Raw genomic sequence first — 20,398 nt, forward strand, 5'->3', positions numbered from 1 at the left:
TGGTATGTATATAGTATACGGGGCAAAGGACAATGTGTCAATGATTTTTCATACTGATAGTATAAATGACAGCCCTGAAGAGACACCCCACTCCAAGCCCCAGGTATCCGTCCGCCAGATACCAGAGGACATGTGGAAAGGCGGTGGCATTGTAGTGAATGGGAACTGTGGGAAGGAACAGGGCGCACACGAGGAGCGGATAGGCATATTTGAAAGGGGCCCGGGACAGAGCGCCCAGAAGAAGAGAGAGGAGAAAAGTGGAGAACAGCAGGACGACCACCAGTCCCATCATATCAGTGGGGCCGGCGGTCAGGGGAAACAGATAAAACATGACAGCCTGTATCAGAGCAAGTACAAGCTCTTTCCTGTATTTTTTCATCCTTCTGCCCTCCTTTCCGGGCCGGGGCAGACTACAGCTCTGCCAGCATCTGGGCCGGGTTGTCGGCTGCCTTCACCTTCCCGAAGGCTTTGACGATGGTGCCCTCCTCATCGATCAGGTAGGTGGTGCGCACCACGCCCATGGCCTTTTTCCCGTACATATTTTTCTCCTTCCACACATCGTAGGCCTGGATGCAGGTGAGCTCCGGATCGGAGAGCAGGGTGAAGGGAAGACCGTACTTTTCCTCAAATTTCTTGTGGGAGGTCACGCTGTCCTTGCTGACGCCAAGGACGACAGCGCCCTTCTCGGCAAACTGGGGATAGAGGTCCCCGAAGCCGCAGGCCTGTTTGGTGCAGCCGGGAGTGTTGTCTTTGGGATAAAAATAGAGGATGACCTTCTTTCCCCTGTATTCCTCCAGCGTGTGCATGTCTCCGTTCTGGTCCGGCAGAGAAAATGCCGGTGCCTTTGTTCCGATTTCCAGCATAGTGGTTCCTCCTTTAATCTGAAAATTTATTCTGAAATAAAGGGTATCCCCATCTTGCGCAGGGATTTCCCATAAAATGTCCGGGTTTCCTCGTCGGGGAAGAGCAGCAGGACCTGAAAATTATCTGCAGCAAGGCCTGTGTCGCTGCAGTGCCATTCCACGTCAAAAAGCATTTCCCGGAGTGCCTCCCCGGTGAGCTTTGCCGTTTTACGGTTGGACGAAAGGCGGGGGACATAGAAAGAAAAGCTTTCTTTGCCGTTCTCCACAGCCTTTACAAGAGACTGCGCGTACTCCTCCTTGCTGTTTTCTTTGGAAATCTTATCCGGCGCCTCTACAACCTGCATGCCCTCTTCCAGGGGCTGCGCAGGGGCGCTGTCAATGCAAAGCTTGATGATCATATGTCTGTGTCCCTTCCTTTCTCTGGAGCGGTGTCCTCCTCTCTGACGAGGCTGACCCGCAGAAAACTTTCCTTTACTTTGGCGGCATACTGCAGCTCATAGGACGTTTTTCCATCCAGCATGGCCTGTGAGATAGCCGCGGTCTCCTTCTGGACATCCGCCTCGTGGGCATACCAGCCGAGCATGGTCCTGTTCTCGCCCCAGAAGGAGGAGCTGTCCACTCCGAAGAGGGCAAAATGAGGCGCGTCCGGGTGGCTGGATACGCGCATGGACATCACCTTATAGCAGTTGACCAGCTGTTTGCCGTCGTGGCTGCGGATCATGATCTTGCCTGTGGACACTGCCGCGGGGGCGGGAGCGGGAGAGGCCGGTGACGGGCTCTCGGAAGCAGGGCCTGCCTGCTCCTGGCTGTCTGACTGGTCTGAGACCAGATAGTCCAGGGAGACCTTCAATATCCGGGAGAGGGTGATCATTTTCTCCATCTCCGGGTATCCGTTTCCCTGCTCCCAGCGGGAGATGGCCTGCCTGCTGACATGCAGCTGCTCAGCCAGCTCCTCCTGGGAGATATTTCTTTCTTTTCTTACTGTGCGAAGATTTTCTCCAAAGCTCATAGGGTGCCTCCTTATATGTATGATATGCTGTCAGATCCGGCCGCTTCCATGTGCGGCGGGCCGTTGTGGTATGCCTGTATCATAGCGGAAATGCCCTGAGCAGGCCACCAACCCTGGCTTGCAATAGCGCAACCTGGGGTTGCATTTTATATTTCAGAGGTATATCAGAGGTATTTTGACCCCTCCCGGACACTCAGCTTGTCCATCTTTTCCCCGTAGGTGCGGATAAAGTCCCGCACCCACTCGGGATCAGTCTTTGAGTAATCCCGCAGGCTCCAGCCGATGGCCTTGTTGATGAAAAACTCCCGGCTTCCCAGATTGTTGATGAGGATTTTCTCCAGCAGCTCTGTGTTGGTCTTCTCTTTCCTGCCAAGCTGATGGTCGATGGCGATCCTGCGCAGCCAGAAGTCCTCATCCAGAGACCACTCCAGCATCAGGTCATCCACCCGGCTGTCCTGAAGGCCAATGCGGCCGACGACCTGGTCAAAGAGGTCAATGGTGTCCCACCACTGCTTTGCCTTGATGTAGGTCCTTATCTTAGGGATATCCTCATAAGTGAGCAGGTCCTGCATAGTCCTCAGATAGTCTCCCGCCAGATACTGGAATTCCCGGTGCCCGTCTGCGTAGCACTGGTCGAGGAAAGTCCAGTCGATCCTTCCGGCTTTCTTTTCCTGTCTGAGAAAATCTCTGTACAGCGCTCTGCGCTTCGGGGTGGGAAGACCGTAGAAGGGGAACAGTTCCCTCATGTACCTGGACATTTTGACAGCGTTTTCTCTGTCTTCCTGTTCCTCAAATCTCTTTTTGACAGCAAGATATTTTTCCATACTCTGGTTCATTTCTGTACCTCCTGCAGCAGGTCCTCCGGCGCCATTCCAAACAGCTTTGCCAGGGCAATGAGGTTGGTGGTGGTGGGCTCCGAGGTGCCGTTTTCCCATTTGGAGACAGCCTGCCTGCTGATTCCCAGCGCCTGGGCCACGAATTCCTGGGTCATCCCACTGTCCGTGCGGTGCTTCCTCAGCACCTCACCCAGGGATTTCCTTGTCCTGGCCGTCTCAGGGGTGACATTGCCGGACCGGATGTATTTCCTTAGGGCTTTCACGACCAAAATGAAGAGATAGACGCCGCCCACAAAGGTCCCAAGGACATAGATGAGATTAAAAAATGCAATAACAACAGATAAAGCAGATAAAATTTCCATATAGGATCCCTCCTTTTGATGGATACAGCATAGCATGTATGCGCAGTTGCATCTATCAACCCGGGCGCAACTTTGCGGTTGCACCGGAAACTGCCCAAGGCGGATATGTAGAGGGCGTGCTTTTTTATCAGCTGCGCAGGATTTTCTCCAGGGCCTTGCCTTTGGCCAGCTCGTCAATGAGTTTATCCATATAGCGGATCTTCTGCATGAGCGGATCCTGGATTTCCTCCACACGGATACCGCAGACAACCCCCTTGATGAGAGAAGAGGCGGGGGTGATCCGGGGTGCGTTCTCAAAAAATGCCTTTAAGTCCGCCCCCGAGTCAAGCTGCCGTGCAAGTCCTGGCTCATCGTATCCTGTGAGCCAGCAGATGACAGTGTCTACCTCTTCCTTGGTCCGTCCTTTTTTCTGTGCTTTCTGAAGATACAGAGGATAGATGTCTGCGAAAGGATAAGAAAATACTTTGTTTTCTGCCATTGGAACCGCCTCCTTTTGTTATTCATAGTGTATCATCTCTGTTTTGCAGTGTCTATCATTTCCCTAAATTCGTTTTCATAAATTTGTACAATATGTCCTATTGATACCCTTGTCAGTTTCTTGTATAATGTAAACCATCTACAGAGAAAATCTTTTCTCTGAGGCTGCCCGGCAGCCATTCTTATTTATGATCATCCGGCATTCGTCCGGGGCGGTTTCCGCTACAGAAATTCCTTTTTATGAAGTCTGCAGACAGGTGAAAAGGTTGCAGTCCGTTGTTTTTATGTCTATAATGGAGGTGTGACATCTTTATGTGCATGACGAAAAAAGTAAATATGGTAAATGTGGATGACTCAGAATATCCCACAGCTGACCGGGAATACAAGGACCGGCTCTTCCGGCTCGTGTTCAACAACAAGGAGGACCTCTTGTCCCTTTACAACGCCGTGGCAGGCGCGCAGTATAAGAACCCGGATGAGCTGGAGATCAACACGCTGGGAAATGTGCTCTATCTTTCCATGAAAAATGACATTTCTTTCCTTGTCAGCGGCACCCTGAACTTATATGAGCACCAGAGCACCTACAATCCCAATATGCCCATGAGGGGAGTGTTGTATTTTGCCAGGCTGTACGGAAAGATCATAGCCCGGGACAATATCAACATCTACAGCTCCAGTCCCAGGAAGTTTCCTTTTCCGCAGCATATTGTGTTCTACAATGGGACGGAAAACCAGCCGGATCGGACGGTTCTCCGGCTCTCCGATCTTTTCGAGAGGAGCGGGGAAGGGAAAACTCCTGCGCTGGAATGTATCACGGTGATGCTGAATATCAACTACGGACACAACAGAGCCCTTTTGGAGAAGTGCCGGCGGCTGAATGAATACGCCATTTTTGTGGACAGAGTGCGGAGAAATCTGAAGGCCGGAAAGCCGCTGGAGGAAGCAATCATGCAGACGATAGACGACTGCATTCGGGACGAAATTCTGAGGGACATCCTGATCCAGCAGAAAGCGGAGGTGGTGCAGGTGATACTTGAGACATTTGACAAAGAGAAGTATGAGAAGGCCGTGAAGAGCGAAGCCTATGAGGACGGCTATCAGGCTGGGAAGGATGAAGGGTATCAAGCCGGGAAAGAGTCCGTGCTGAGGGAGAAGATAAAGAAAAAGCTGTCCAGGGGAAAGACAGCACAGGAGATCGCGGAAGATTTGGAGGAGAGCCTGGAGACGGTGGAAAAGCTGATCACTCAGCTTTCCGGCACGTCTTCTCCATAACATAGTTTGTCAGCCGGATACCGCGGCGCTCCACGGTCTGCTCTTTTACAATGCGGTATCCTCTTTTTTCAAAAAAAGGCTTTGCGGTGATGGAAGCGTGGGTCGTAAACTGGACGGGGGAAGGCTCCGGGGAGAGGGCAGCCTCCAGGCGGTCGCAGATGGCGGTGGCTATGCCCTGGCGCTGAAAATCTTTATGTACGTAGAGGCGGTCCAGGTAGCCTGTGTCGTCCATGTCGCCAAATCCGGCTATGACGCCGTCTTCCTCCGCGACAATGGTGTGGTGGGCCAGCAGCGTGGCCTGCCACTTTTTCATATCCAGTTCTTTTGGAGCCCACGCGTCCAGCTGCTTGGAGGTGTAGTCCCGGGCGCAGACCGTGTGGACCGTATCCTGAAACAGGCGGACGATGGCGGCAAGGTCCTTTGAGGTATATGCTCTGTAAATCATAGGTCTTTCCTCAGGACCTCCTTTGGCGGCTCGATCTCATTGGCCAGCGTGTGTTCGGTGAGCTCGGACAGGAGCCGGAGCTTTTTGTTCAGCATGGGTCTCATGCAGTTGGGGACATGCTCCTGGTGGGCCCGGTGTATGGCTACGCACTCTTTGCAGTTGCCGTGATAGCGGCACGCTTTTTTGCAGGGGCAGTGGTCCTTATTTTTGTATTCCTCCCTGAACTGAGCGGCAAATTCTTCCTGGAGCTTCAGGCCCTCGGCCCGGTTTCCCCTGTGAAACTCTCTCATTGCCTCCAGTTCTTTTGGATTGTTTTCTATGTTCATAGGTTCCTCCTGAAATGAGGGGGGGTTATTTTTTGTTGCTAACTGTCTGTCCAATTTCAATATAAGGCGGATAGGAGGATTTTCCGGGAATATATAGGCCTCTGTCATCAAAGACTTCATATTTGGAAGTATCCTGGACATATATATCCGCAAATTGAATGGGAAGCCCCGGTGAAGTGTAGAAGCTCCGTCCTTGCTGCAGCTGAAAGTGCAGATGGGGTTCGGAGGTGTTGCCGGAATTTCCACATTGGGCAATCTTTTGCCCCCTTTTGACAGTTTGTCCGACGGATACAAGGACACTGCCTGGTTTGAGGTGAGCCAGCAGAGAGTGTTCGTTTTCTGCGTGGAAAAGCAATATATAGTTTCCACGGATATCCCGGGCATCACAGACGGCCTCTCTTCTGGCAGTGATCCGACTGTCCGGCTGTCCTGCGGATACTTCCGCTACTACGCCATCAGCCGGAGCAAGAATGTCCTTTCCATAGCAATAAAAAGAGGATGGGTCTGCCTCCGGGCCGTGAAAGCTTTTGCCTTCTGCGTCAAGTATGACAAAGTCATAAGCGTATCTCTGGGTGGGAATATCCCAGGAGTGGGATGTTCTTTTCGAAATACCTCCGTTTACAACAACCCATTTTCCCTCAAAAGGAAGAGAATATTCTGCGCACAGACGGCAGTTCCGTATATCCGGGAGGTTCCCGTGGTATCTGTGCTCCAGTGCGATGATGCCTCCCATCTGTTTCAATGACTGGAAAAATACAGAAACATTCATTTTAATAGCCCTCCCTGTTCGGTATAAAAAGCAGCAACTCTAAAGCAGCTCTCCTTTATCACTATATCATCCTCCCGGGACAGTGTATCACTGCACCCTGGGAATGTCCACATTTTTCAGGAAATCACTGGAGGTGATCGCCGCAGGTCGATCCGGTAATACTGGGAAAGCCTTCCCTTTTCATATCGGTCATACTCACAGGACAGCCGGCCGCATGACCCTTGCGGTGCCTCCTTTGTCTACCTGACGGGCGTGTAGTCAATCTTTGACTCTTCCTCGGTGGCCTCTAGCTTGAAGATGACAGGACGCAGTCCGTCATTGCAGGAGACAATGGCAACGCCCGGCTTTCTGATCCAGTCTCCATAGTAGAAGAGGTCCTGCCCTGCGCCGTGGGCCAGGGCGAATACATACTGGTAGATGGCCTTCCAGGCCTCGTCGCACATGCCTTCAGGCTTTGCGTAGTCCGCATAGAAGACCTGGCCCTCCTTCAGCATGGGACAGGCGGTCAGCCCCTCGATGCCGTACTCGCCGGCCAGTTCCTTGTCGAGGGTAGTTTTCAGCACAGTGATCTTTACGCGTTTCATCATAAATAGTACCTCCGTTTTCTGATGATTTTTTGATGACCATTGCGGCGGCGCCGGAGCAGAAAGGCCCAGACCTTGCGGGCGGACGCCGGAATGTATTATTATGAAAGTATCCTGAAAATGCAGTCCAGAAAGGGGGAGCTGCCATGCAGACACCCAGATACATTTTTGCAGATGATTTTTCTGCATTTGAAACCTATTTTAAGTCTGTTCCGGGAAGAAGGCGTTCCTTTAAAAAGGGAGACAGCCTGTGGGCCGCGGGACAGCCCTTCTCGCCGGTCTATTATATCCTGTCCGGGCTGGCCCTGACCTGCATCCACCACGAGGAGGGGCACAGGAAGATACTTTCCTTTCACGGAAAAGGGACCGTCTTCCCGGTCTATCACGGCAATCGGTTCAAAATAGAAAGATCCATTGCCACCCAGGCTCTGGAGGATGTGGAAGCGCTGGAATTTTCCCCGCCCCAGTTCCGCCGCATGATGGAAGAGAGCTTTCCTCTCACAGAGACGGTCATCGACTGGTATGCATCCTACGTCAACCTGCTCCTCTATGAGACGGCGCACCAGGAATACAACAGTGCCTTCATAAAGCTGTGCAACCTCCTCTATCTCCTGGCAGAAAGAGAGGAGACAGAGGCGGGCCCAGTCATTTATCTGAGCCAGGAGGAGCTGGCGGATATCCTTGCGGCCAACCGGGTCAATCTCTCCAGAAATCTTTCCCGTCTCCGGCAGGAGGGAGTCATCGCTACAAGCCGGAAGCAGATCCGCATCCTGCGGCCGGACCTGCTGGCAGCCCGCTGCTCCAGCGAGACGCTGTGACAGCCGGACACAGCCAGAGCACCAGCGCACGACTCAGAACATAGCAGGGGGCAGCGGGTGCAGCTGTCCGGCTTCTGCTGCCTGGCCAGGTGCATTACATTATCATCATACACGAAATCAGAGGGATTGTCTGTAGTCTAAGCTACAGAGAGTGCTCTGATTTTTCTGTCATTCAAAAACGGGATGTGCTATAATGGATGATGTATGATGCGGGGCAAAAAACATGCATTTTTTGACAGCATGCAGATGGCATACAGACAGCATACAGACGGCATGTGACGTCACGGCGATGTGCAGACCCCGCGGTGCCAGGGAGGACTTATGATCATCAGCGCAAGCAGGAGGACCGACATTCCTGCCCTGTATCCGGAGTGGTTTATGAACCGGCTGCTGGCAGAGGAAGTCCTGGTCCCCAACCCCTACAACAGAAAAAAGGTGAGCCGCATCCGCCTTACGCCTGAGGTGGTGGACTGCTTTGTGTTCTGGACGAAAAATCCGGAACCCATGCTGCCCTATCTGAAGATGATGGACAGGCTGGACTATTCCTATTATTTTCAGATGACGGTCACGGACTACGAGCAGGATATCGAGCCGGGGCTCCCGGCCACAGAGGAGTCTATTGCCTCCTTTATCCTTCTTAGCCAGCGGCTGGGGAAAGAACGGGTGGACTTTCGCTTTGACCCCATCCTCCTCACGGAGAAATATACCATTGACTATCATTTGGAAAAGTTTGATATGATGTGCCAGTGGCTGCATCCCTATACGACCCGGTGTATCTTCAGTTTTGTGGACGCATACAGAGGCAGTCCGTTTCGTGAGCTGGAGGATGAGGAGAAATTTATGCTGGCGGAGGGACTTTCCAGGATAGCTGCAAAGTATGGTCTCCCACTCTATACCTGTGCGGAGAAGATCGATCTGAGCCGGTATGGCATTCAGCATGCAGCCTGCATCGACAAGGAGAAGGTGCGTGAGATCATCGGATATAAACTGGACCTGAAGAAAGACAGGGGACAGAGGAAGGAGTGCGGCTGCTGTGAGAGCGTGGACATCGGCATGTACGACACCTGCGTCCACGGGTGTCATTACTGCTACGCGACAGCCAGCCTTGCCAGCGCAAAGAGCAGGAGGAGTGAGCATGATCCGGAGTCGCCCATTCTGATCGGACACCTGCAGGGAGACGAGACGATCACAGACAGAGAGGTGTCGTCCAGCAGGGATATACAACTCTCGCTGTTTGATTTTATGTGATTTTTGGAGGAGTACAATGAACCGTTCGGAGAAAGCATCCTGGCTGATCCGGGAGCTGAAAAAAGAAAATCCCGGCTATGCTGTCATACAGGAGCCGGCAGATGATACAGAGAAGCGGAGGCTTCTGCGCAGCCTGATGAATGTGCGCTGGCCAGGGGAGGCGGACAGCGCTTTTTTGCAGGTGCAGGATGAGCTGCTTCGGGAGGAGCTGGAGGAAAAGGGCATTGTGAGCGCGGAGGACCTGCCTGTGATCCGGCAGGAGTACCCCTGTACAGCTATCAAAAATGACGGGCGGATCGTGCTGTGGCGGGGCGATATCACCACCCTGGCTGTGGATGCCATAGTCAATGCGGCCAACTCCCAGATGCTGGGGTGTTTTGTCCCCTGCCACGGCTGTATCGACAATGCGATCCACTCGGCGGCCGGCATTCAGCTCAGGAATGAGTGCGCACAGCTAATGGAAGCCCAGGGCTACGAGGAGCCTGTGGGAAAGGCAAAGATTACAAAAGGTTACAATCTGCCCGCAAAATATGTGATCCACACAGTGGGCCCGGTGGTGGGCGTGCAGGTGACGGAAAAGCAGAAGGAGGAGCTGGCCTCCTGCTACAGGAGCTGCCTGAAGCTGGCGGAGAAGAGCGGGCTTAAATCGGTGGCCTTCTGCTGCATCTCGACGGGGGAATTTCATTTTCCAGGCAAGTTGGCAGCCCGGATCGCTGTGGAGACGATCGACAGATATTTGTCCGGCTCCAGGCTTGAGCGGGTGGTAATTGATGTGTTTAAGGAGGAGGACCTGCATATTTATCAGAAGATTTTTCGGTAATCGTGTGAAAAAACAGGTTACTTATCCCCCGGACTGAAATAAGTTATCCACATCTGTGGTGGATAAAACGTGAAAATTTTGGGCAAACGGATTAATAGTATGTAGATGAGATGTATGGAATATCAAAATTTTTAACTTATACGCAGAGGAGTAATGTACCATGAGTGAAATTATTAAGTCTGAAGTTCAAAAGAAACAAGAAGAGGTAAAAAGACTATTAGACAAAGATATTTTTATCTGTTACAAAAGGGTCAAAAAATAACATCCACTGAGCGAAAATATTTGACGTATTTTGTGACATAATGTATAATGTACTTAACAAGGGAGCCGTTGGCCAGTGCACACCTGGCCGCCGGTACAATAAAGTCTTAAAATAGTGCCTTATCTTACCAGGACAGGGGCACTATTTTTTGTGCCTGTAAAAGGTAATGACAAGGGTAATTACAGCGCACAGCATGATAACAAAAGTAAAAAGATCACTGTATGTAACCATAGTACCAGCCTCCTTTGCAAAATCTGGCGGCTGGTATAGCACCCCAACGGCTCCCTGGGTAAATACATGATTCTGTTTGACTATTAAATGGGGATCTGCTTTTTGTCTGTAGTCCCCACATCCCAGTTCTTAAGAGTTTATGAAAATTCAGTGAATTCCTTGACAAAACCACACTGTCTGGCTATCATTATGGATAGTTTATGAAAAAGGCGGAGAAGAAGAGGAGTACGCAGGTGTTACCGCTCCACAAAAGAGAGGGCTGTCCGTGGGCTGAGAGGCGGCCTGGAGAAGGAACTGCGGAAGGTAGCTTTGGAGCCGGATGGCTGAATGGCAGACAGCAGGTAAGTCGTCCCGGAGTCGTTCACGTTACAGAATAAGAGAAGATATATGGAGGCGTTTCTTCCATATTAAATAAAGGTGGTACCGCGGACAAGTTATTCGCCCTTTACGTTTCAGTGAGGGGTGATTTTTTATTCATCAGATCCCTTCGCTGTGTCAGTTACATACACTGTGTATCCGCAGGAAGAATGATTATGAGGAGGAAGACCATGAGCCAGAATCTGGAGAAAACCTACAATCCAAAAGAGATTGAACCGAAACTGTATGACAAGTGGTGTGAGAACAAATACTTCCACGCTGAGGTAGACAGGAGCAGAAAACCTTTTACAACTGTCATGCCGCCCCCGAATATCACAGGAAAGCTGCATATGGGCCACGCCCTGGACAACACACTGCAGGATATCCTGATCCGCTATAAGAGGATGCAGGGATACAATGCCCTGTGGATCCCGGGAACAGACCACGCTGCCATCTCCACAGAGGTGAAGGTGACAAACCAGCTCAAAGAGGAAGGAATTGACAAGAAGGAACTGGGACGGGAGAAATTCCTGGAGCGCACCTGGCAGTGGAAGGAAGAGTACGCGGGAACCATCGAGGGACAGCTCAAGAAGCTGGGTGTTTCCTGTGACTGGGACAGAGAGCGTTTTACCATGGACGAGGGCTGTTCCAAGGCAGTGGAGGAAGTGTTCATCAGCCTGTATGAGAAAGGCTATATCTATAAAGGATCCAGGATCATCAACTGGTGTCCGGTATGTAAGACATCCCTCTCCGACGCGGAAGTGGAGCACGAGGAGCAGGATGGACATTTCTGGCACATCAAGTACCCCATTGTAGGGACAGATGACTATCTGGAGATCGCGACTACCCGTCCGGAGACCATGCTGGGAGATACAGCCATCGCTGTGCATCCGGACGATGAGAGATACAAAGACATCGTAGGAAAGAAATGTCTGCTTCCGCTGACAGACCGGGAGATCCCCATTGTGGCGGACTACTATGTAGACAAAGAATTCGGAACCGGTGCCGTGAAGATCACACCGGCTCACGACCCCAACGATTTTGAGGTTGGAAAACGGCATAACCTGCCTGAGATCAACATCATGAATGACGACGCCACCATCAATGAGCAGTACGGCGGCAAGTACGCCGGCATGGACCGCTATGAGGCGAGAAAAGCCATGGTGAAGGATCTGGAAGAGCAGGGATACCTTGTAAAGGTAGAGCCCCACTCTCACAACGTAGGAACCCACGACCGCTGCCACACCACAGTGGAGCCTCTCATCAAGCAGCAGTGGTTCGTGAAGATGGATGAGCTGGCAAAGCCTGCCATCGAGGCTGTGAAGAACGGCGATCTGAAATTTGTGCCGGAGCGGTTTGACAAGATCTACCTGCACTGGCTTGAAAATATCCGTGACTGGTGTATTTCCCGTCAGATCTGGTGGGGACACCGGATCCCGGCCTACTACTGCGACGAGTGCGGCGAGGTAGTAGTATCCAGGGGAATGCCGGAGAAATGCCCGAAGTGCGGCTGCACCCATCTTACACAGGATGAGGATACGCTGGACACCTGGTTCAGTTCTGCCCTGTGGCCCTTCTCCACGCTGGGATGGCCGGAAAAGAGCGAGGACCTGGACTACTTCTATCCCACAGATGTACTTGTGACAGGATACGATATCATTTTCTTCTGGGTGATCCGCATGGTATTTTCCGGGTATGCCCATACAGGAAAGAGCCCCTTCCACACCGTGTTCATCCACGGCCTTGTGAGAGACTCCCAGGGACGCAAGATGAGCAAGTCCTTAGGAAACGGCATTGACCCGCTGGAGATCATTGACCAGTACGGCGCGGACGCCCTGCGTATGACCCTGGTGACAGGAAATGCCCCCGGAAACGACATGCGCTTCTACAATGAGAGAGTGGAGGCCAGCCGTAACTTTGCTAATAAAGTGTGGAATGCTTCCAGGTTCATTCTCATGAACATGGAGGATAAAACGATCACAGAGCCGGAGCTTGAGAAGCTTCTGCCGGCGGATAAGTGGATCCTTTCCAGGTGCAGCAGGCTGATCCGGGATGTCACAGAGAACATGGACAAGTTTGAGCTGGGTATCGCTCTGCAGAAAGTCTATGACTTTATCTGGGATGAGTTCTGTGACTGGTATATCGAGTTTGTAAAACAGAGAATGTACAATGCCAAGGAAGAGCCGGAGTCAGCGAACGTGGCTCTCTGGACTTTAAGGGAAGTGCTGAAAAACGCGCTGAAGCTGCTCCATCCGTTCATGCCTTTCGTGACAGAGGAGATCTACAGCAAACTGATCCCGGAGGAAGAGTCGCTGATGATGTCCGACTGGCCGGAAGCGAAAAAAGAGTGGGAGTTCCCCCAGGCTGAAAATGTGGTGGAACACCTGAAACTCATCGCCAGCGGTGTGAGAAATATCCGGGCGGAGATGAATGTTCCGGCAAACAGGAAAGTCAAGATCTATGTGGTAAGCGAAGACAAGGAGCTGCTTGCGGGCTTCGAGGAGCTGAAAGATGCCATGATCCGTCTCGCCAATGCGTCAGACTTTATCATGCAGCAGAATAAAGAAGGCATCGGTGAGGACGCTATCTCCGTAGTTGTTCCGGATGCCGCCGCCTATCTGCCGCTTGAAGATATGATCGACTTTGACCAGGAGATCGAGCGTCTCACAAAAGAGGAGGCCCGTCTCACAAAAGAGATCGCGCGGTCCAATGGCATGCTGGGCAATGAGAAATTTGTCAGCAAGGCTCCCGCTGCCAAAGTGCAGGAGGAGAGAGAGAAGCTGGAAAAATACCAGCAGATGATGGCGCAGGTAAAAGACCGCCTTGCCTCATTGAAAGAGAAGATGGCTTAGAGGAGCGGCAGTACCGCAAGAGCAGACAGAAGAGAACCGACAACCGTCAGAATGTCAGCAGATGATCCACAGGGAAAAGGAAAGGGATGACAATGAAAAAAATTCACTTGAAAAAGCCTGATATCAAGGGCGCCCTTTATAAAATCAGACATTTGAAAAAAGAAGATATAAAGGCGTGGCACCGGGCAAGGAAGGAGCGCCGGGAGAGGATCCTGGAGGCCCGCCGTAACGGGCCGTTTGCCCAGAAAATGAAGCCGGTCTACGCTTTTATGAACCGCTTTTCACTGGTGTTTCATGCCCTGCTGGCATGTCTGATCAATTTTGCCATAGAGGCCATCTCCAGGCATTCACCCTTTGAGGCCTGGGATTATATGGTGGGATCGCCGCTGGTGTTCCTGTACAATGCATTTATGATCTTTATGACCTTCACGGTGGTGTACCTGGTGCGGAGGCGGGTTTTCGCCCGCATCGTCATCAGCGTGCTCTGGCTGGTTCTGGGGGTGGCCAACGGCTACATGCTGATGGTCCGTGTGACCCCCTTTAACGCCCAGGATCTGAAGGCGGCTGGAGAGGGACTGACCCTGATCAACAACTACTTTGATCCGCTGGAGCTGGTGCTGGTGATCGTGGGCCTGGCTGCTGTCATCGTGTGGAGCGTGTCCATGTGGAGGCGGGGCGGCCAGTTTGAGGGGAAGATGCACCGCATTCTGGCGCTTGTGGGCGTTGTAGTGTGCTTCGGCGCCTACACATTCATCTCCCAGGTGGCTCTGGACAAGCGGGTTGTCTCCAATTATTTTGGAAATATAGCATTCGCCTACGAGGATTATGGACTTCCCTACTGCTTTATGGCCAGTCTCTTTAATACAGGTATCGACGAGCCCAATGGCTACAGCCAGGAGACGATGGACCAGATCAGCAGTAACGGGGAGATCACAAAGAATGAGACAGGCCGCTCAGAAGAAGAGCTGCCCAATGTGATCTTTATACAGCTGGAATCCTACTTTGATGTGGAGGAGGCAGAGTTTTTCACAACTTCTGAGGATGCCACTCCCAACCTTCACGCCATGGCGGAGCAGTACTCATCTGGCTATTTTAAAGTGCCTTCTGTGGGGGCGGGGACAGCCAACACAGAATTTGAGGTGCTCACTGGTATGAACATGCGCTACTTTGGCCCTGGAGAGTACCCCTACAAGACGATCGTGAAGTTTCAGCCCACGGAGAGTGCTGCCACGGCGTTTGGCGCCCTTGGATACGGGACCCACGCCCTCCACAACAACGGAGGGAATTTCTACAGCCGTGCCAGAGTGTACAATATGATGGGCTTTGACTCATTTACGAGCAAAGAGTTTATGAACATTCTCCAGACTACAGAAAACGGCTGGTCCAAGGATGAGATACTCATCGACCATATCCTGGAGGCCATGGACACCACGCAGCAGCAGGACTTTGTGTTCGGCGTCAGCGTCCAGGGACACGGAGATTATCCGGAGGAGCAGGTCATCGAGAATCCGAAGATCACGGTAGAGGGCATCGAGGATGAGGCTCTCAAGAATAAATGGGAATACTATGTGAATCAGGTCTATGAGATGGACAAGTTCGCAGGCGACCTGGTGGCTGCTATTGAGGAGAGAGGAGAGCCCACAGTGGTCGTGTTCTATGGAGACCACCTTCCCACCATGGGGCTGGAGGCGGAGGACTTAAAGAGCCGCTATCTCTACAATACAAACTATGTGATCTGGGACAACATCGGCCTTGCAAAGGAGGACAGGAACATTCCTTCCTACCAGATCATGGCAGACGTGATGGAGCGTCTGGACATCCACTCCGGTGCAGTCTTCAACTATCACCAGGAGCGCCGGCAGACCAAGAATTACCTGGCAGACCTGGAGCTTCTGCAGTACGATATCATGTACGGAGAGCAGTATGTGTACGATGGCGAACCGCCCATCACCGAGGGACATATGCAGATGGGTGTGAAGGATGTGGAGATCACGGATCTGGTGCCAAAGCTGGAGGAAGGCTACAGTCTGTATGGCGAGAACTTTACCAAGAACAGCCGGGTCTACGTGAACGGCGAGCGGCAGAAGAGTTCCTTCCTGAATAATACAAGGATCGAGCTGCCGGAGACCACTCTGGAAAACGGCGATGTAGTGACTGTCAGCCAGGTGGGGTCCAGCAATACGATCTTCCGCACTTCGTGTGAGTATGTTTACCAGGACGGCACGCTGAATAAAGTGCCGGGAACAGGAAGCGCAGACCAGGAGGGTGTATCCTGGGTTGTGGCAAACGGAGAAGAGGAAGAGTAGAAATGACCTATCAAGAGGCTGTTGCTTATATAGAAGAGATACCGAAATTTACAGAGAAGCATTCCCTGGCCTATATACGTGACTTTCTGAAAAGAATGGGAAACCCGGGGATGGACAGAAAGATCATCCATGTGGCGGGAACCAATGGGAAGGGGTCCGTCTGTGCCTACATGCAGGCGGTGCTCCTGGAGATGGGGAGACGGACAGGATTTTTTACGTCCCCCCATCTGATATCCATAAATGAGCGGATCGTGGTGGACCGGGAACAGATAGATGATGCAGAATTTCTCGCCGTGTTTGAGCAGGTGAAAGAGACAGTGGATGGGATGGCAGCGGACGGCGTCTCCCATCCTTCTTATTTTGAGTTTCTTTTTGGAATGGCCATGCTGGCTTTTGCCCATGCAGATGTGGAGTATATCATCCTGGAGACAGGGCTGGGAGGCAGGCTGGATGCCACCAACGCAGTGGAGCACCCGGCCGTCGCGGTGATCACTTCCATCAGTCTGGATCACACGGCGTATCTGGGGGATACGGTGGAGCAGATCGCAGCTGAGAAGGCCGGGATCATCAAGAAGGGAGTTCCTGTCATCTTTGACGGGACAGATCCGGGGGCTGCGGCAGTTATAGAAGCGCGGGCAAAGGCCCTCCACGCAGATTGTAGAAAGCTTGGGAAAAATGCGTTCGAAATCCGGGAAATTACAAGGAAACATATTGCATTTTCAAGGGGCAGTGCGTATGATAAAGATGAACTCTGGACGATTCGGGGATGCGGGACTTACCAGATGATGAATGTGTCCCTGGCTCTTGCGGCGCTGGAGACGGTGCTCCCGGAGGAATATGTAGATTATGAAAGATGGAAAAAAGCGGTCTCCCGCGTTGTCTGGAAGGGCCGGATGGAGGAGATACGGCCGGGGATCTTCCTGGACGGAGCCCACAATCCGGGGGCTGTGGAAGCTTTTGCAGACACGCTGGATGCGCTCGGGGAGAGGGGGCCGGTGATCCTTTTTTCCGCTGTGTCGGACAAGGAGTATGAAAAGATGGTCTCCATCCTGTGCGGCAGAGTGAAGGCCGGACTTTATATTGTCACAGAAATCAAAGACAGCAGAAAGGTTCCTGCGAGGGAGCTGGGAGAGATCTTCCGCAGATATACGGACAGTCAGGTGCTGGTGTGCCGGGAGCCCGGAGAGGCCCTTCAGGAGGCGCTGGCAAGGCGGCATGACCGCTGTATCTGCTGCCTTGGCTCTCTTTATATGATCGGAGAGCTGCGGAGACTATTTGAAGAGAATGCTGTCTGCACATAGAGGAGGTATAGATTTATGCTGAACTACGAAGAAGAACTGAAGAAATTCCAGCCCAGCGTGGAAGTGGAAGACATAGAGGACGCAGTATACCAGGAAGATCTGACGGATATGAGTGATATTCTGCGGGAGATGATCGAGCAGACAAACAACAGTAAGTAGAAAGAATACGGGGATCATATGGAGTATACACAGAAACTGGTGTACCAGTCCAACTACTGGTACAATGACGGACTTAAGAGGGCCAGGATCAGGGACATGTCCGGAGCGGTCACATCCCTGAAGAAAAGCCTTCAGTATAACAGAGAAAACATCGCGGCGAGAAACCTTCTGGGACTTGTCTATTATGGACGGGGAGAAGTCGGGGAGGCACTTGTGGAGTGGATCCTCAGCAAGAATTTCCAGGCCCATGAGAACATCGCCAATTACTATATAAAGAAACTGCAGGAAAATCCGACGGAGCTTGAGAAAGTAAACCAGGCGATTCGCAAATTTAACCAGAGTCTCTCCTACTGCTATCAGGACGGGGAGGATCTGGCCATTATCCAGCTGAAAAAAGTGGTGGCGGATCACCCCACTTTTCTGAAGGCTTACCAGCTTTTATCCCTGCTGTACCTGCATACCCAGCAGTACGGGAAAGCGCGCCACACTCTGAAGGAGGCCCACAGGCTGGACACGACCAACGACATCACCCTGCGGTACATGCATGAGATGAACGAGCTGCGCAGGAACAGGGCGCTCCGCCAGGCGGACAAAGAGGGCAAAAAAGAAAAACCCCAGACAGTCACCTACAATATCGGAAATGAGACGATTATTCAGCCGGCTTCCGCAGGTGTAAAAGAAAATGCGGGTCTCATGACGATTGTGAACATTGTGATCGGTCTGGTGGTGGGCGTGGCTGTCATGTGGTTCCTGATCATGCCGGCTGTGAACAGTTCAACAGCAGAGAGGACCAACCGGCAGGTGAAAGAGTTCAGCAGCCAGATCGCGGAGCAGGAGGCCCAGATCAGTGCGCTGCAGACGGAGCTGGAACAGTATCGGGCCAACAGCGAGGCCACGGAGACAGCCCAGCAGACGGCGGCATCCACCCAGGACAGCTATGAGATCGTCCTGAACATGTATGATCACTACCAGGCGGAGGACATGAGTGACGCTGCTATGGTGGAGGAGCTTTTGAAAGTCAATCCGGATTCTCTCGGGGCAGTCGGAAGAGAGCAGTTTGACACGATGACAGAGGACATTTACGGCAGATACTGCGAGACGCTCTACTACACAGCCCAGCAGAACTTTGAGGTGGCCAACTATGCGGACGCCATTGCAAACCTGAACACAGTTATGCAGATGAACGCAGGCTACGACGATGGACAGGCCATGTGGCTTCTGGCCCAGTCCTACTCTGCCTCCGGTGATACGGAGAATGCCAACACATGGACAGAGAGGGTACAGACGGAGTACCCCAATATTGATACATCCAGAGGCGGCGACAGCTCCGGGGAGGACGCTTCCGAGTAGGGGTGCCCGGCTGACAAGCGTATAAAAAAGACACAAAAGAGAAGGATATACAGAAGAAAGTATATCCTTCTCTTTTTTTCTACAGGAAAGGCCGGGCCTTCCTGCAGGATAGGGGCCCTCCCACGGGCCGGAAAAAAGAAAAGGATGGAGGAATTGCAATTGAAGTATCAGGTACAGGAGAATTGTCTCACTATTTTTCTGCCGGAAGATGTGGATCATCACAATGCGGAAGAGATCAAGAGGGAGGCGGACAGACTCATCGACAGAGAGCACATCCGATATATTATTTTTGATTTTGCGGACACCGGTTTTATGGACAGCTCCGGCATAGGAGTCATCATGGGACGGTACAAAAAGGTATATATGATGGGAGGCGAAGTGTGGGCGGTCCACACAAATGAGAGGATGAGAAAGATCCTGACCATGTCCGGCGTTATGAAGATTATGCAGATCTATGAGGAGGATAAATAAGATGGAGCGTATAGGGGATGTGACAAATGAAATGGAACTTTATTTTGACAGCCACTCGTCCAACGAGGCTTTTGCCAGAGTGACGGTGGCAGCCTTTATGACCCAGCTGAACCCCACGGTGGAGGAGGTGTCGGATGTGAAGACAGCCGTGTCGGAGGCGGTCACCAATGCCATCATACACGGCTATGAGAACACACTCCACAAAGTACATATCAGGGCCTGGATCCAGGGGAAGAGCCTGTTTCTGGAAGTGTCTGACAGGGGCGTGGGGATCCCGGATGTGAAGAAGGCCATGGAGCCCCTCTTTACCACAAAGCCGGAGATGGAGCGGTCCGGCATGGGATTTTCCTTTATGGAGGCCTTTATGGATGAGCTGGAGGTAGAGTCGGAGCCTGGGAAAGGCACCACGGTGAAAATGAGAAAGGAGATCGGCAGAGGAAGGGAGCTATGGACCACACAATCGCTTTGATACAGAAGTCTCACGAAGGGGATGAAGAGGCGAAAGCACAGATTGTGGAGGAAAATACAGGACTGATATGGTGCATTGTAAAACGCTTCCGGGGGAGGGGAGCGGAGGTGGAGGATCTGTTCCAGATCGGCAGCATCGGCCTTCTGAAAGCCATCGACAAGTTTGACCTGTCCTATGACGTGAAGTTTTCCACCTACGCAGTGCCCATGATATCCGGGGAGATCAAGCGGTTCCTGCGGGATGACGGCATGATCAAGGTGAGCCGGTCCCTGAAAGAGACCGCCTACAAAGCCAGTCTCTGCAGGGAAAAATTGCGGGAGCGCACAGGGAAGGAGCCAACGGTAGAGGAGGTGGCCCGGGAGGCCGGGGTGGAGACAGAGGAGCTGGTGCTTGCCATGGAGGCGGGAGCGGAGGTAGAGTCCCTCCACAAGACAATCTATCAGAAAGACGGGCGTGAGATCCAGCTCCTGGACAAACTGGAAGAAAGGGAGGAAAGAGAAGAGAAGCTTCTGGACCACATGCTCCTCTCCCAGCTTCTGGAGCAGCTGGAACCCCTGGAGAGAAGGATTATCTATCTGCGGTATTTTGCAGACAAAACTCAGTCGGAGGTGGGAAAGATGATGGGGATCTCCCAGGTGCAGGTCTCCAGGATGGAGAAAAAAATACTGGGAAGAATGCGAGAAAAAATCTGAAAAAGGCATACCCTGACGTATATTTTTCCGGGGGCATATCCATACTATTTCCAGAGACGGCAGCGGTAGTGTCAAATAAGTTATGAAAAAGCGAAGCCTAAAAAATAGGCTCCGATTGA

At 52.1% G+C, this 20,398-nt stretch carries 23 protein-coding genes and 1 other annotated feature; of the genes, 12 read left to right on the forward strand and 11 right to left on the reverse strand.

The genetic code is table 11. The annotated features are described in order from the left end of the window. Positions 1 to 37: 37 nt before the first annotated feature. From Q5911_RS11575 to Q5911_RS11605, 7 genes are all read right to left on the reverse strand, one after another. Positions 38 to 379, reverse strand: coding sequence for a hypothetical protein (locus Q5911_RS11575; RefSeq protein WP_303182928.1), 342 nt, complete (start codon positions 377 to 379; stop codon positions 38 to 40). Positions 380 to 410: 31 nt separating this feature from the next. Further along, positions 411 to 863, reverse strand: a complete 453-nt coding sequence (bcp, locus tag Q5911_RS11580) for a thioredoxin-dependent thiol peroxidase (protein ID WP_303182930.1) — start codon at positions 861 to 863, stop codon at positions 411 to 413. A 26-nt stretch (positions 864 to 889) separates the two neighbouring features. Further along, positions 890 to 1,261, reverse strand: coding sequence for a hypothetical protein (locus tag Q5911_RS11585; protein ID WP_303182932.1), 372 nt, complete (start codon positions 1,259 to 1,261; stop codon positions 890 to 892). Next, positions 1,258 to 1,872: a helix-turn-helix domain-containing protein gene (locus tag Q5911_RS11590; RefSeq protein WP_303182934.1), complete on the reverse strand. Its 615-nt coding sequence runs from the start codon at positions 1,870 to 1,872 to the stop codon at positions 1,258 to 1,260. Before Q5911_RS11590 ends, Q5911_RS11585 begins: the two co-directional genes overlap by 4 nt. A gap of 164 nt (positions 1,873 to 2,036) precedes the next feature. Next, positions 2,037 to 2,708: a DNA alkylation repair protein gene (locus Q5911_RS11595; protein WP_303182936.1), complete on the reverse strand. Its 672-nt coding sequence runs from the start codon at positions 2,706 to 2,708 to the stop codon at positions 2,037 to 2,039. Next, positions 2,705 to 3,070, reverse strand: coding sequence for a helix-turn-helix domain-containing protein (locus tag Q5911_RS11600; RefSeq protein WP_303182938.1), 366 nt, complete (start codon positions 3,068 to 3,070; stop codon positions 2,705 to 2,707). The genes Q5911_RS11595 and Q5911_RS11600 overlap by 4 nt, the downstream gene beginning before the upstream one ends. A gap of 127 nt (positions 3,071 to 3,197) precedes the next feature. Next, positions 3,198 to 3,548 (reverse strand): DUF2200 domain-containing protein, encoded by a 351-nt coding sequence (locus Q5911_RS11605; RefSeq protein ID WP_303182940.1) that lies wholly within the window; start codon positions 3,546 to 3,548, stop codon positions 3,198 to 3,200. Between the two features lie 311 nt (positions 3,549 to 3,859). Here Q5911_RS11605 and Q5911_RS11610 point away from each other — a divergent pair, with 311 nt between their 5' ends. Next, positions 3,860 to 4,819 carry a hypothetical protein gene (locus tag Q5911_RS11610; RefSeq protein WP_303182942.1) on the forward strand — a complete coding sequence of 320 codons (960 nt, stop codon included), beginning with the start codon at positions 3,860 to 3,862 and terminating at the stop codon, positions 4,817 to 4,819. Here Q5911_RS11610 and Q5911_RS11615 read toward each other — a convergent pair. From Q5911_RS11615 to Q5911_RS11630, 4 genes are all read right to left on the reverse strand, one after another. Next, positions 4,788 to 5,264, reverse strand: a complete 477-nt coding sequence (locus Q5911_RS11615) for a GNAT family N-acetyltransferase (protein WP_303182944.1) — start codon at positions 5,262 to 5,264, stop codon at positions 4,788 to 4,790. The two genes, Q5911_RS11610 and Q5911_RS11615, sit on opposite strands and share 32 nt — an antisense overlap. Further along, complete coding sequence (locus tag Q5911_RS11620) at positions 5,261 to 5,590, reverse strand: LPS biosynthesis protein (RefSeq protein WP_303182947.1); 330 nt, start codon at positions 5,588 to 5,590, stop codon at positions 5,261 to 5,263. Before Q5911_RS11620 ends, Q5911_RS11615 begins: the two co-directional genes overlap by 4 nt. 25 nt (positions 5,591 to 5,615) lie before the next feature. Continuing rightward, positions 5,616 to 6,359 carry a M23 family metallopeptidase gene (locus Q5911_RS14960; RefSeq protein ID WP_334307018.1) on the reverse strand — a complete coding sequence of 248 codons (744 nt, stop codon included), beginning with the start codon at positions 6,357 to 6,359 and terminating at the stop codon, positions 5,616 to 5,618. Between the two features lie 239 nt (positions 6,360 to 6,598). Continuing rightward, a complete protein-coding gene (locus Q5911_RS11630) occupies positions 6,599 to 6,943 on the reverse strand; it encodes a TIGR04076 family protein (RefSeq protein ID WP_076780679.1) in 345 nt (114 codons plus the stop codon). 146 nt (positions 6,944 to 7,089) lie between these two features. On the opposite strand from Q5911_RS11630, the gene Q5911_RS11635 reads away from it, so the two are divergent. From Q5911_RS11635 to sigF, 11 genes are all read left to right on the forward strand, one after another. Next, positions 7,090 to 7,761, forward strand: a complete 672-nt coding sequence (locus Q5911_RS11635; protein ID WP_191384805.1) for a Crp/Fnr family transcriptional regulator — start codon at positions 7,090 to 7,092, stop codon at positions 7,759 to 7,761. A gap of 321 nt (positions 7,762 to 8,082) precedes the next feature. Then, a complete protein-coding gene (locus tag Q5911_RS11640; protein WP_303182950.1) occupies positions 8,083 to 9,009 on the forward strand; it encodes a DUF1848 domain-containing protein in 927 nt (308 codons plus the stop codon). 16 nt (positions 9,010 to 9,025) lie between these two features. Then, complete coding sequence (locus Q5911_RS11645; protein WP_303182952.1) at positions 9,026 to 9,829, forward strand: protein-ADP-ribose hydrolase; 804 nt, start codon at positions 9,026 to 9,028, stop codon at positions 9,827 to 9,829. A 696-nt stretch (positions 9,830 to 10,525) separates the two neighbouring features. Continuing rightward, positions 10,526 to 10,771, forward strand: a binding site (T-box leader). Between the two features lie 99 nt (positions 10,772 to 10,870). Next, complete coding sequence (locus tag Q5911_RS11650; protein WP_303182954.1) at positions 10,871 to 13,531, forward strand: valine--tRNA ligase; 2,661 nt, start codon at positions 10,871 to 10,873, stop codon at positions 13,529 to 13,531. Between the two features lie 92 nt (positions 13,532 to 13,623). After that, positions 13,624 to 15,837 carry an LTA synthase family protein gene (locus tag Q5911_RS11655; RefSeq protein WP_303182956.1) on the forward strand — a complete coding sequence of 738 codons (2,214 nt, stop codon included), beginning with the start codon at positions 13,624 to 13,626 and terminating at the stop codon, positions 15,835 to 15,837. Between the two features lie 2 nt (positions 15,838 to 15,839). Continuing rightward, on the forward strand, positions 15,840 to 17,138 hold the full coding sequence (locus Q5911_RS11660; RefSeq protein WP_303182958.1) for a bifunctional folylpolyglutamate synthase/dihydrofolate synthase: 1,299 nt from the start codon (positions 15,840 to 15,842) through the stop codon (positions 17,136 to 17,138). A 15-nt stretch (positions 17,139 to 17,153) separates the two neighbouring features. Further along, positions 17,154 to 17,297, forward strand: a complete 144-nt coding sequence (locus tag Q5911_RS11665) for a hypothetical protein (protein ID WP_164488608.1) — start codon at positions 17,154 to 17,156, stop codon at positions 17,295 to 17,297. Positions 17,298 to 17,315: 18 nt separating this feature from the next. Beyond that, positions 17,316 to 18,647 (forward strand): tetratricopeptide repeat protein, encoded by a 1,332-nt coding sequence (locus tag Q5911_RS11670; protein WP_303182961.1) that lies wholly within the window; start codon positions 17,316 to 17,318, stop codon positions 18,645 to 18,647. Positions 18,648 to 18,806: 159 nt separating this feature from the next. Further along, positions 18,807 to 19,118 carry an STAS domain-containing protein gene (locus tag Q5911_RS11675; protein WP_076776163.1) on the forward strand — a complete coding sequence of 104 codons (312 nt, stop codon included), beginning with the start codon at positions 18,807 to 18,809 and terminating at the stop codon, positions 19,116 to 19,118. 1 nt (position 19,119) lies between these two features. Next, positions 19,120 to 19,587 carry an anti-sigma F factor gene (gene spoIIAB / locus Q5911_RS11680; protein WP_303182963.1) on the forward strand — a complete coding sequence of 156 codons (468 nt, stop codon included), beginning with the start codon at positions 19,120 to 19,122 and terminating at the stop codon, positions 19,585 to 19,587. Next, entirely contained in the window at positions 19,566 to 20,279 is a 714-nt protein-coding gene (gene sigF, locus Q5911_RS11685) for an RNA polymerase sporulation sigma factor SigF (protein WP_076776168.1), read from the forward strand. Before spoIIAB ends, sigF begins: the two co-directional genes overlap by 22 nt. Positions 20,280 to 20,398 lie beyond the last annotated feature (119 nt).

The organism is Lachnoclostridium phocaeense (assembly GCF_959599685.1).
GTDB lineage: Bacteria > Bacillota > Clostridia > Lachnospirales > Lachnospiraceae > Claveliimonas > Claveliimonas monacensis.

Excerpts from the sequence above, each read along its gene's own strand:
- Q5911_RS11665 (WP_164488608.1), top strand. The coding sequence starts at position 17,154 with ATGCTGAACTACGAAGAAGAACTGAAGAAATTCCAGCCCAGCGTGGAA.
- Q5911_RS11600 (WP_303182938.1), bottom strand. The coding sequence starts at position 3,070 with ATGGAAATTTTATCTGCTTTATCTGTTGTTATTGCATTTTTTAATCTC.
- Q5911_RS11640 (WP_303182950.1), top strand. The coding sequence starts at position 8,083 with ATGATCATCAGCGCAAGCAGGAGGACCGACATTCCTGCCCTGTATCCG.
- Q5911_RS11645 (WP_303182952.1), top strand. The coding sequence starts at position 9,026 with ATGAACCGTTCGGAGAAAGCATCCTGGCTGATCCGGGAGCTGAAAAAA.
- Q5911_RS11590 (WP_303182934.1), bottom strand. The coding sequence starts at position 1,872 with ATGAGCTTTGGAGAAAATCTTCGCACAGTAAGAAAAGAAAGAAATATC.
- Q5911_RS11655 (WP_303182956.1), top strand. The coding sequence starts at position 13,624 with ATGAAAAAAATTCACTTGAAAAAGCCTGATATCAAGGGCGCCCTTTAT.
- Q5911_RS11660 (WP_303182958.1), top strand. The coding sequence starts at position 15,840 with ATGACCTATCAAGAGGCTGTTGCTTATATAGAAGAGATACCGAAATTT.
- Q5911_RS11610 (WP_303182942.1), top strand. The coding sequence starts at position 3,860 with ATGTGCATGACGAAAAAAGTAAATATGGTAAATGTGGATGACTCAGAA.
- Q5911_RS11670 (WP_303182961.1), top strand. The coding sequence starts at position 17,316 with ATGGAGTATACACAGAAACTGGTGTACCAGTCCAACTACTGGTACAAT.
- Q5911_RS11635 (WP_191384805.1), top strand. The coding sequence starts at position 7,090 with ATGCAGACACCCAGATACATTTTTGCAGATGATTTTTCTGCATTTGAA.
- Q5911_RS11650 (WP_303182954.1), top strand. The coding sequence starts at position 10,871 with ATGAGCCAGAATCTGGAGAAAACCTACAATCCAAAAGAGATTGAACCG.
- Q5911_RS11595 (WP_303182936.1), bottom strand. The coding sequence starts at position 2,708 with ATGAACCAGAGTATGGAAAAATATCTTGCTGTCAAAAAGAGATTTGAG.
- Q5911_RS11615 (WP_303182944.1), bottom strand. The coding sequence starts at position 5,264 with ATGATTTACAGAGCATATACCTCAAAGGACCTTGCCGCCATCGTCCGC.
- Q5911_RS11605 (WP_303182940.1), bottom strand. The coding sequence starts at position 3,548 with ATGGCAGAAAACAAAGTATTTTCTTATCCTTTCGCAGACATCTATCCT.
- spoIIAB (WP_303182963.1), top strand. The coding sequence starts at position 19,120 with ATGGAGCGTATAGGGGATGTGACAAATGAAATGGAACTTTATTTTGAC.
- Q5911_RS11575 (WP_303182928.1), bottom strand. The coding sequence starts at position 379 with ATGAAAAAATACAGGAAAGAGCTTGTACTTGCTCTGATACAGGCTGTC.
- bcp (WP_303182930.1), bottom strand. The coding sequence starts at position 863 with ATGCTGGAAATCGGAACAAAGGCACCGGCATTTTCTCTGCCGGACCAG.
- Q5911_RS11585 (WP_303182932.1), bottom strand. The coding sequence starts at position 1,261 with ATGATCATCAAGCTTTGCATTGACAGCGCCCCTGCGCAGCCCCTGGAA.
- sigF (WP_076776168.1), top strand. The coding sequence starts at position 19,566 with ATGGACCACACAATCGCTTTGATACAGAAGTCTCACGAAGGGGATGAA.
- Q5911_RS14960 (WP_334307018.1), bottom strand. The coding sequence starts at position 6,359 with ATGAATGTTTCTGTATTTTTCCAGTCATTGAAACAGATGGGAGGCATC.
- Q5911_RS11620 (WP_303182947.1), bottom strand. The coding sequence starts at position 5,590 with ATGAACATAGAAAACAATCCAAAAGAACTGGAGGCAATGAGAGAGTTT.
- Q5911_RS11630 (WP_076780679.1), bottom strand. The coding sequence starts at position 6,943 with ATGAAACGCGTAAAGATCACTGTGCTGAAAACTACCCTCGACAAGGAA.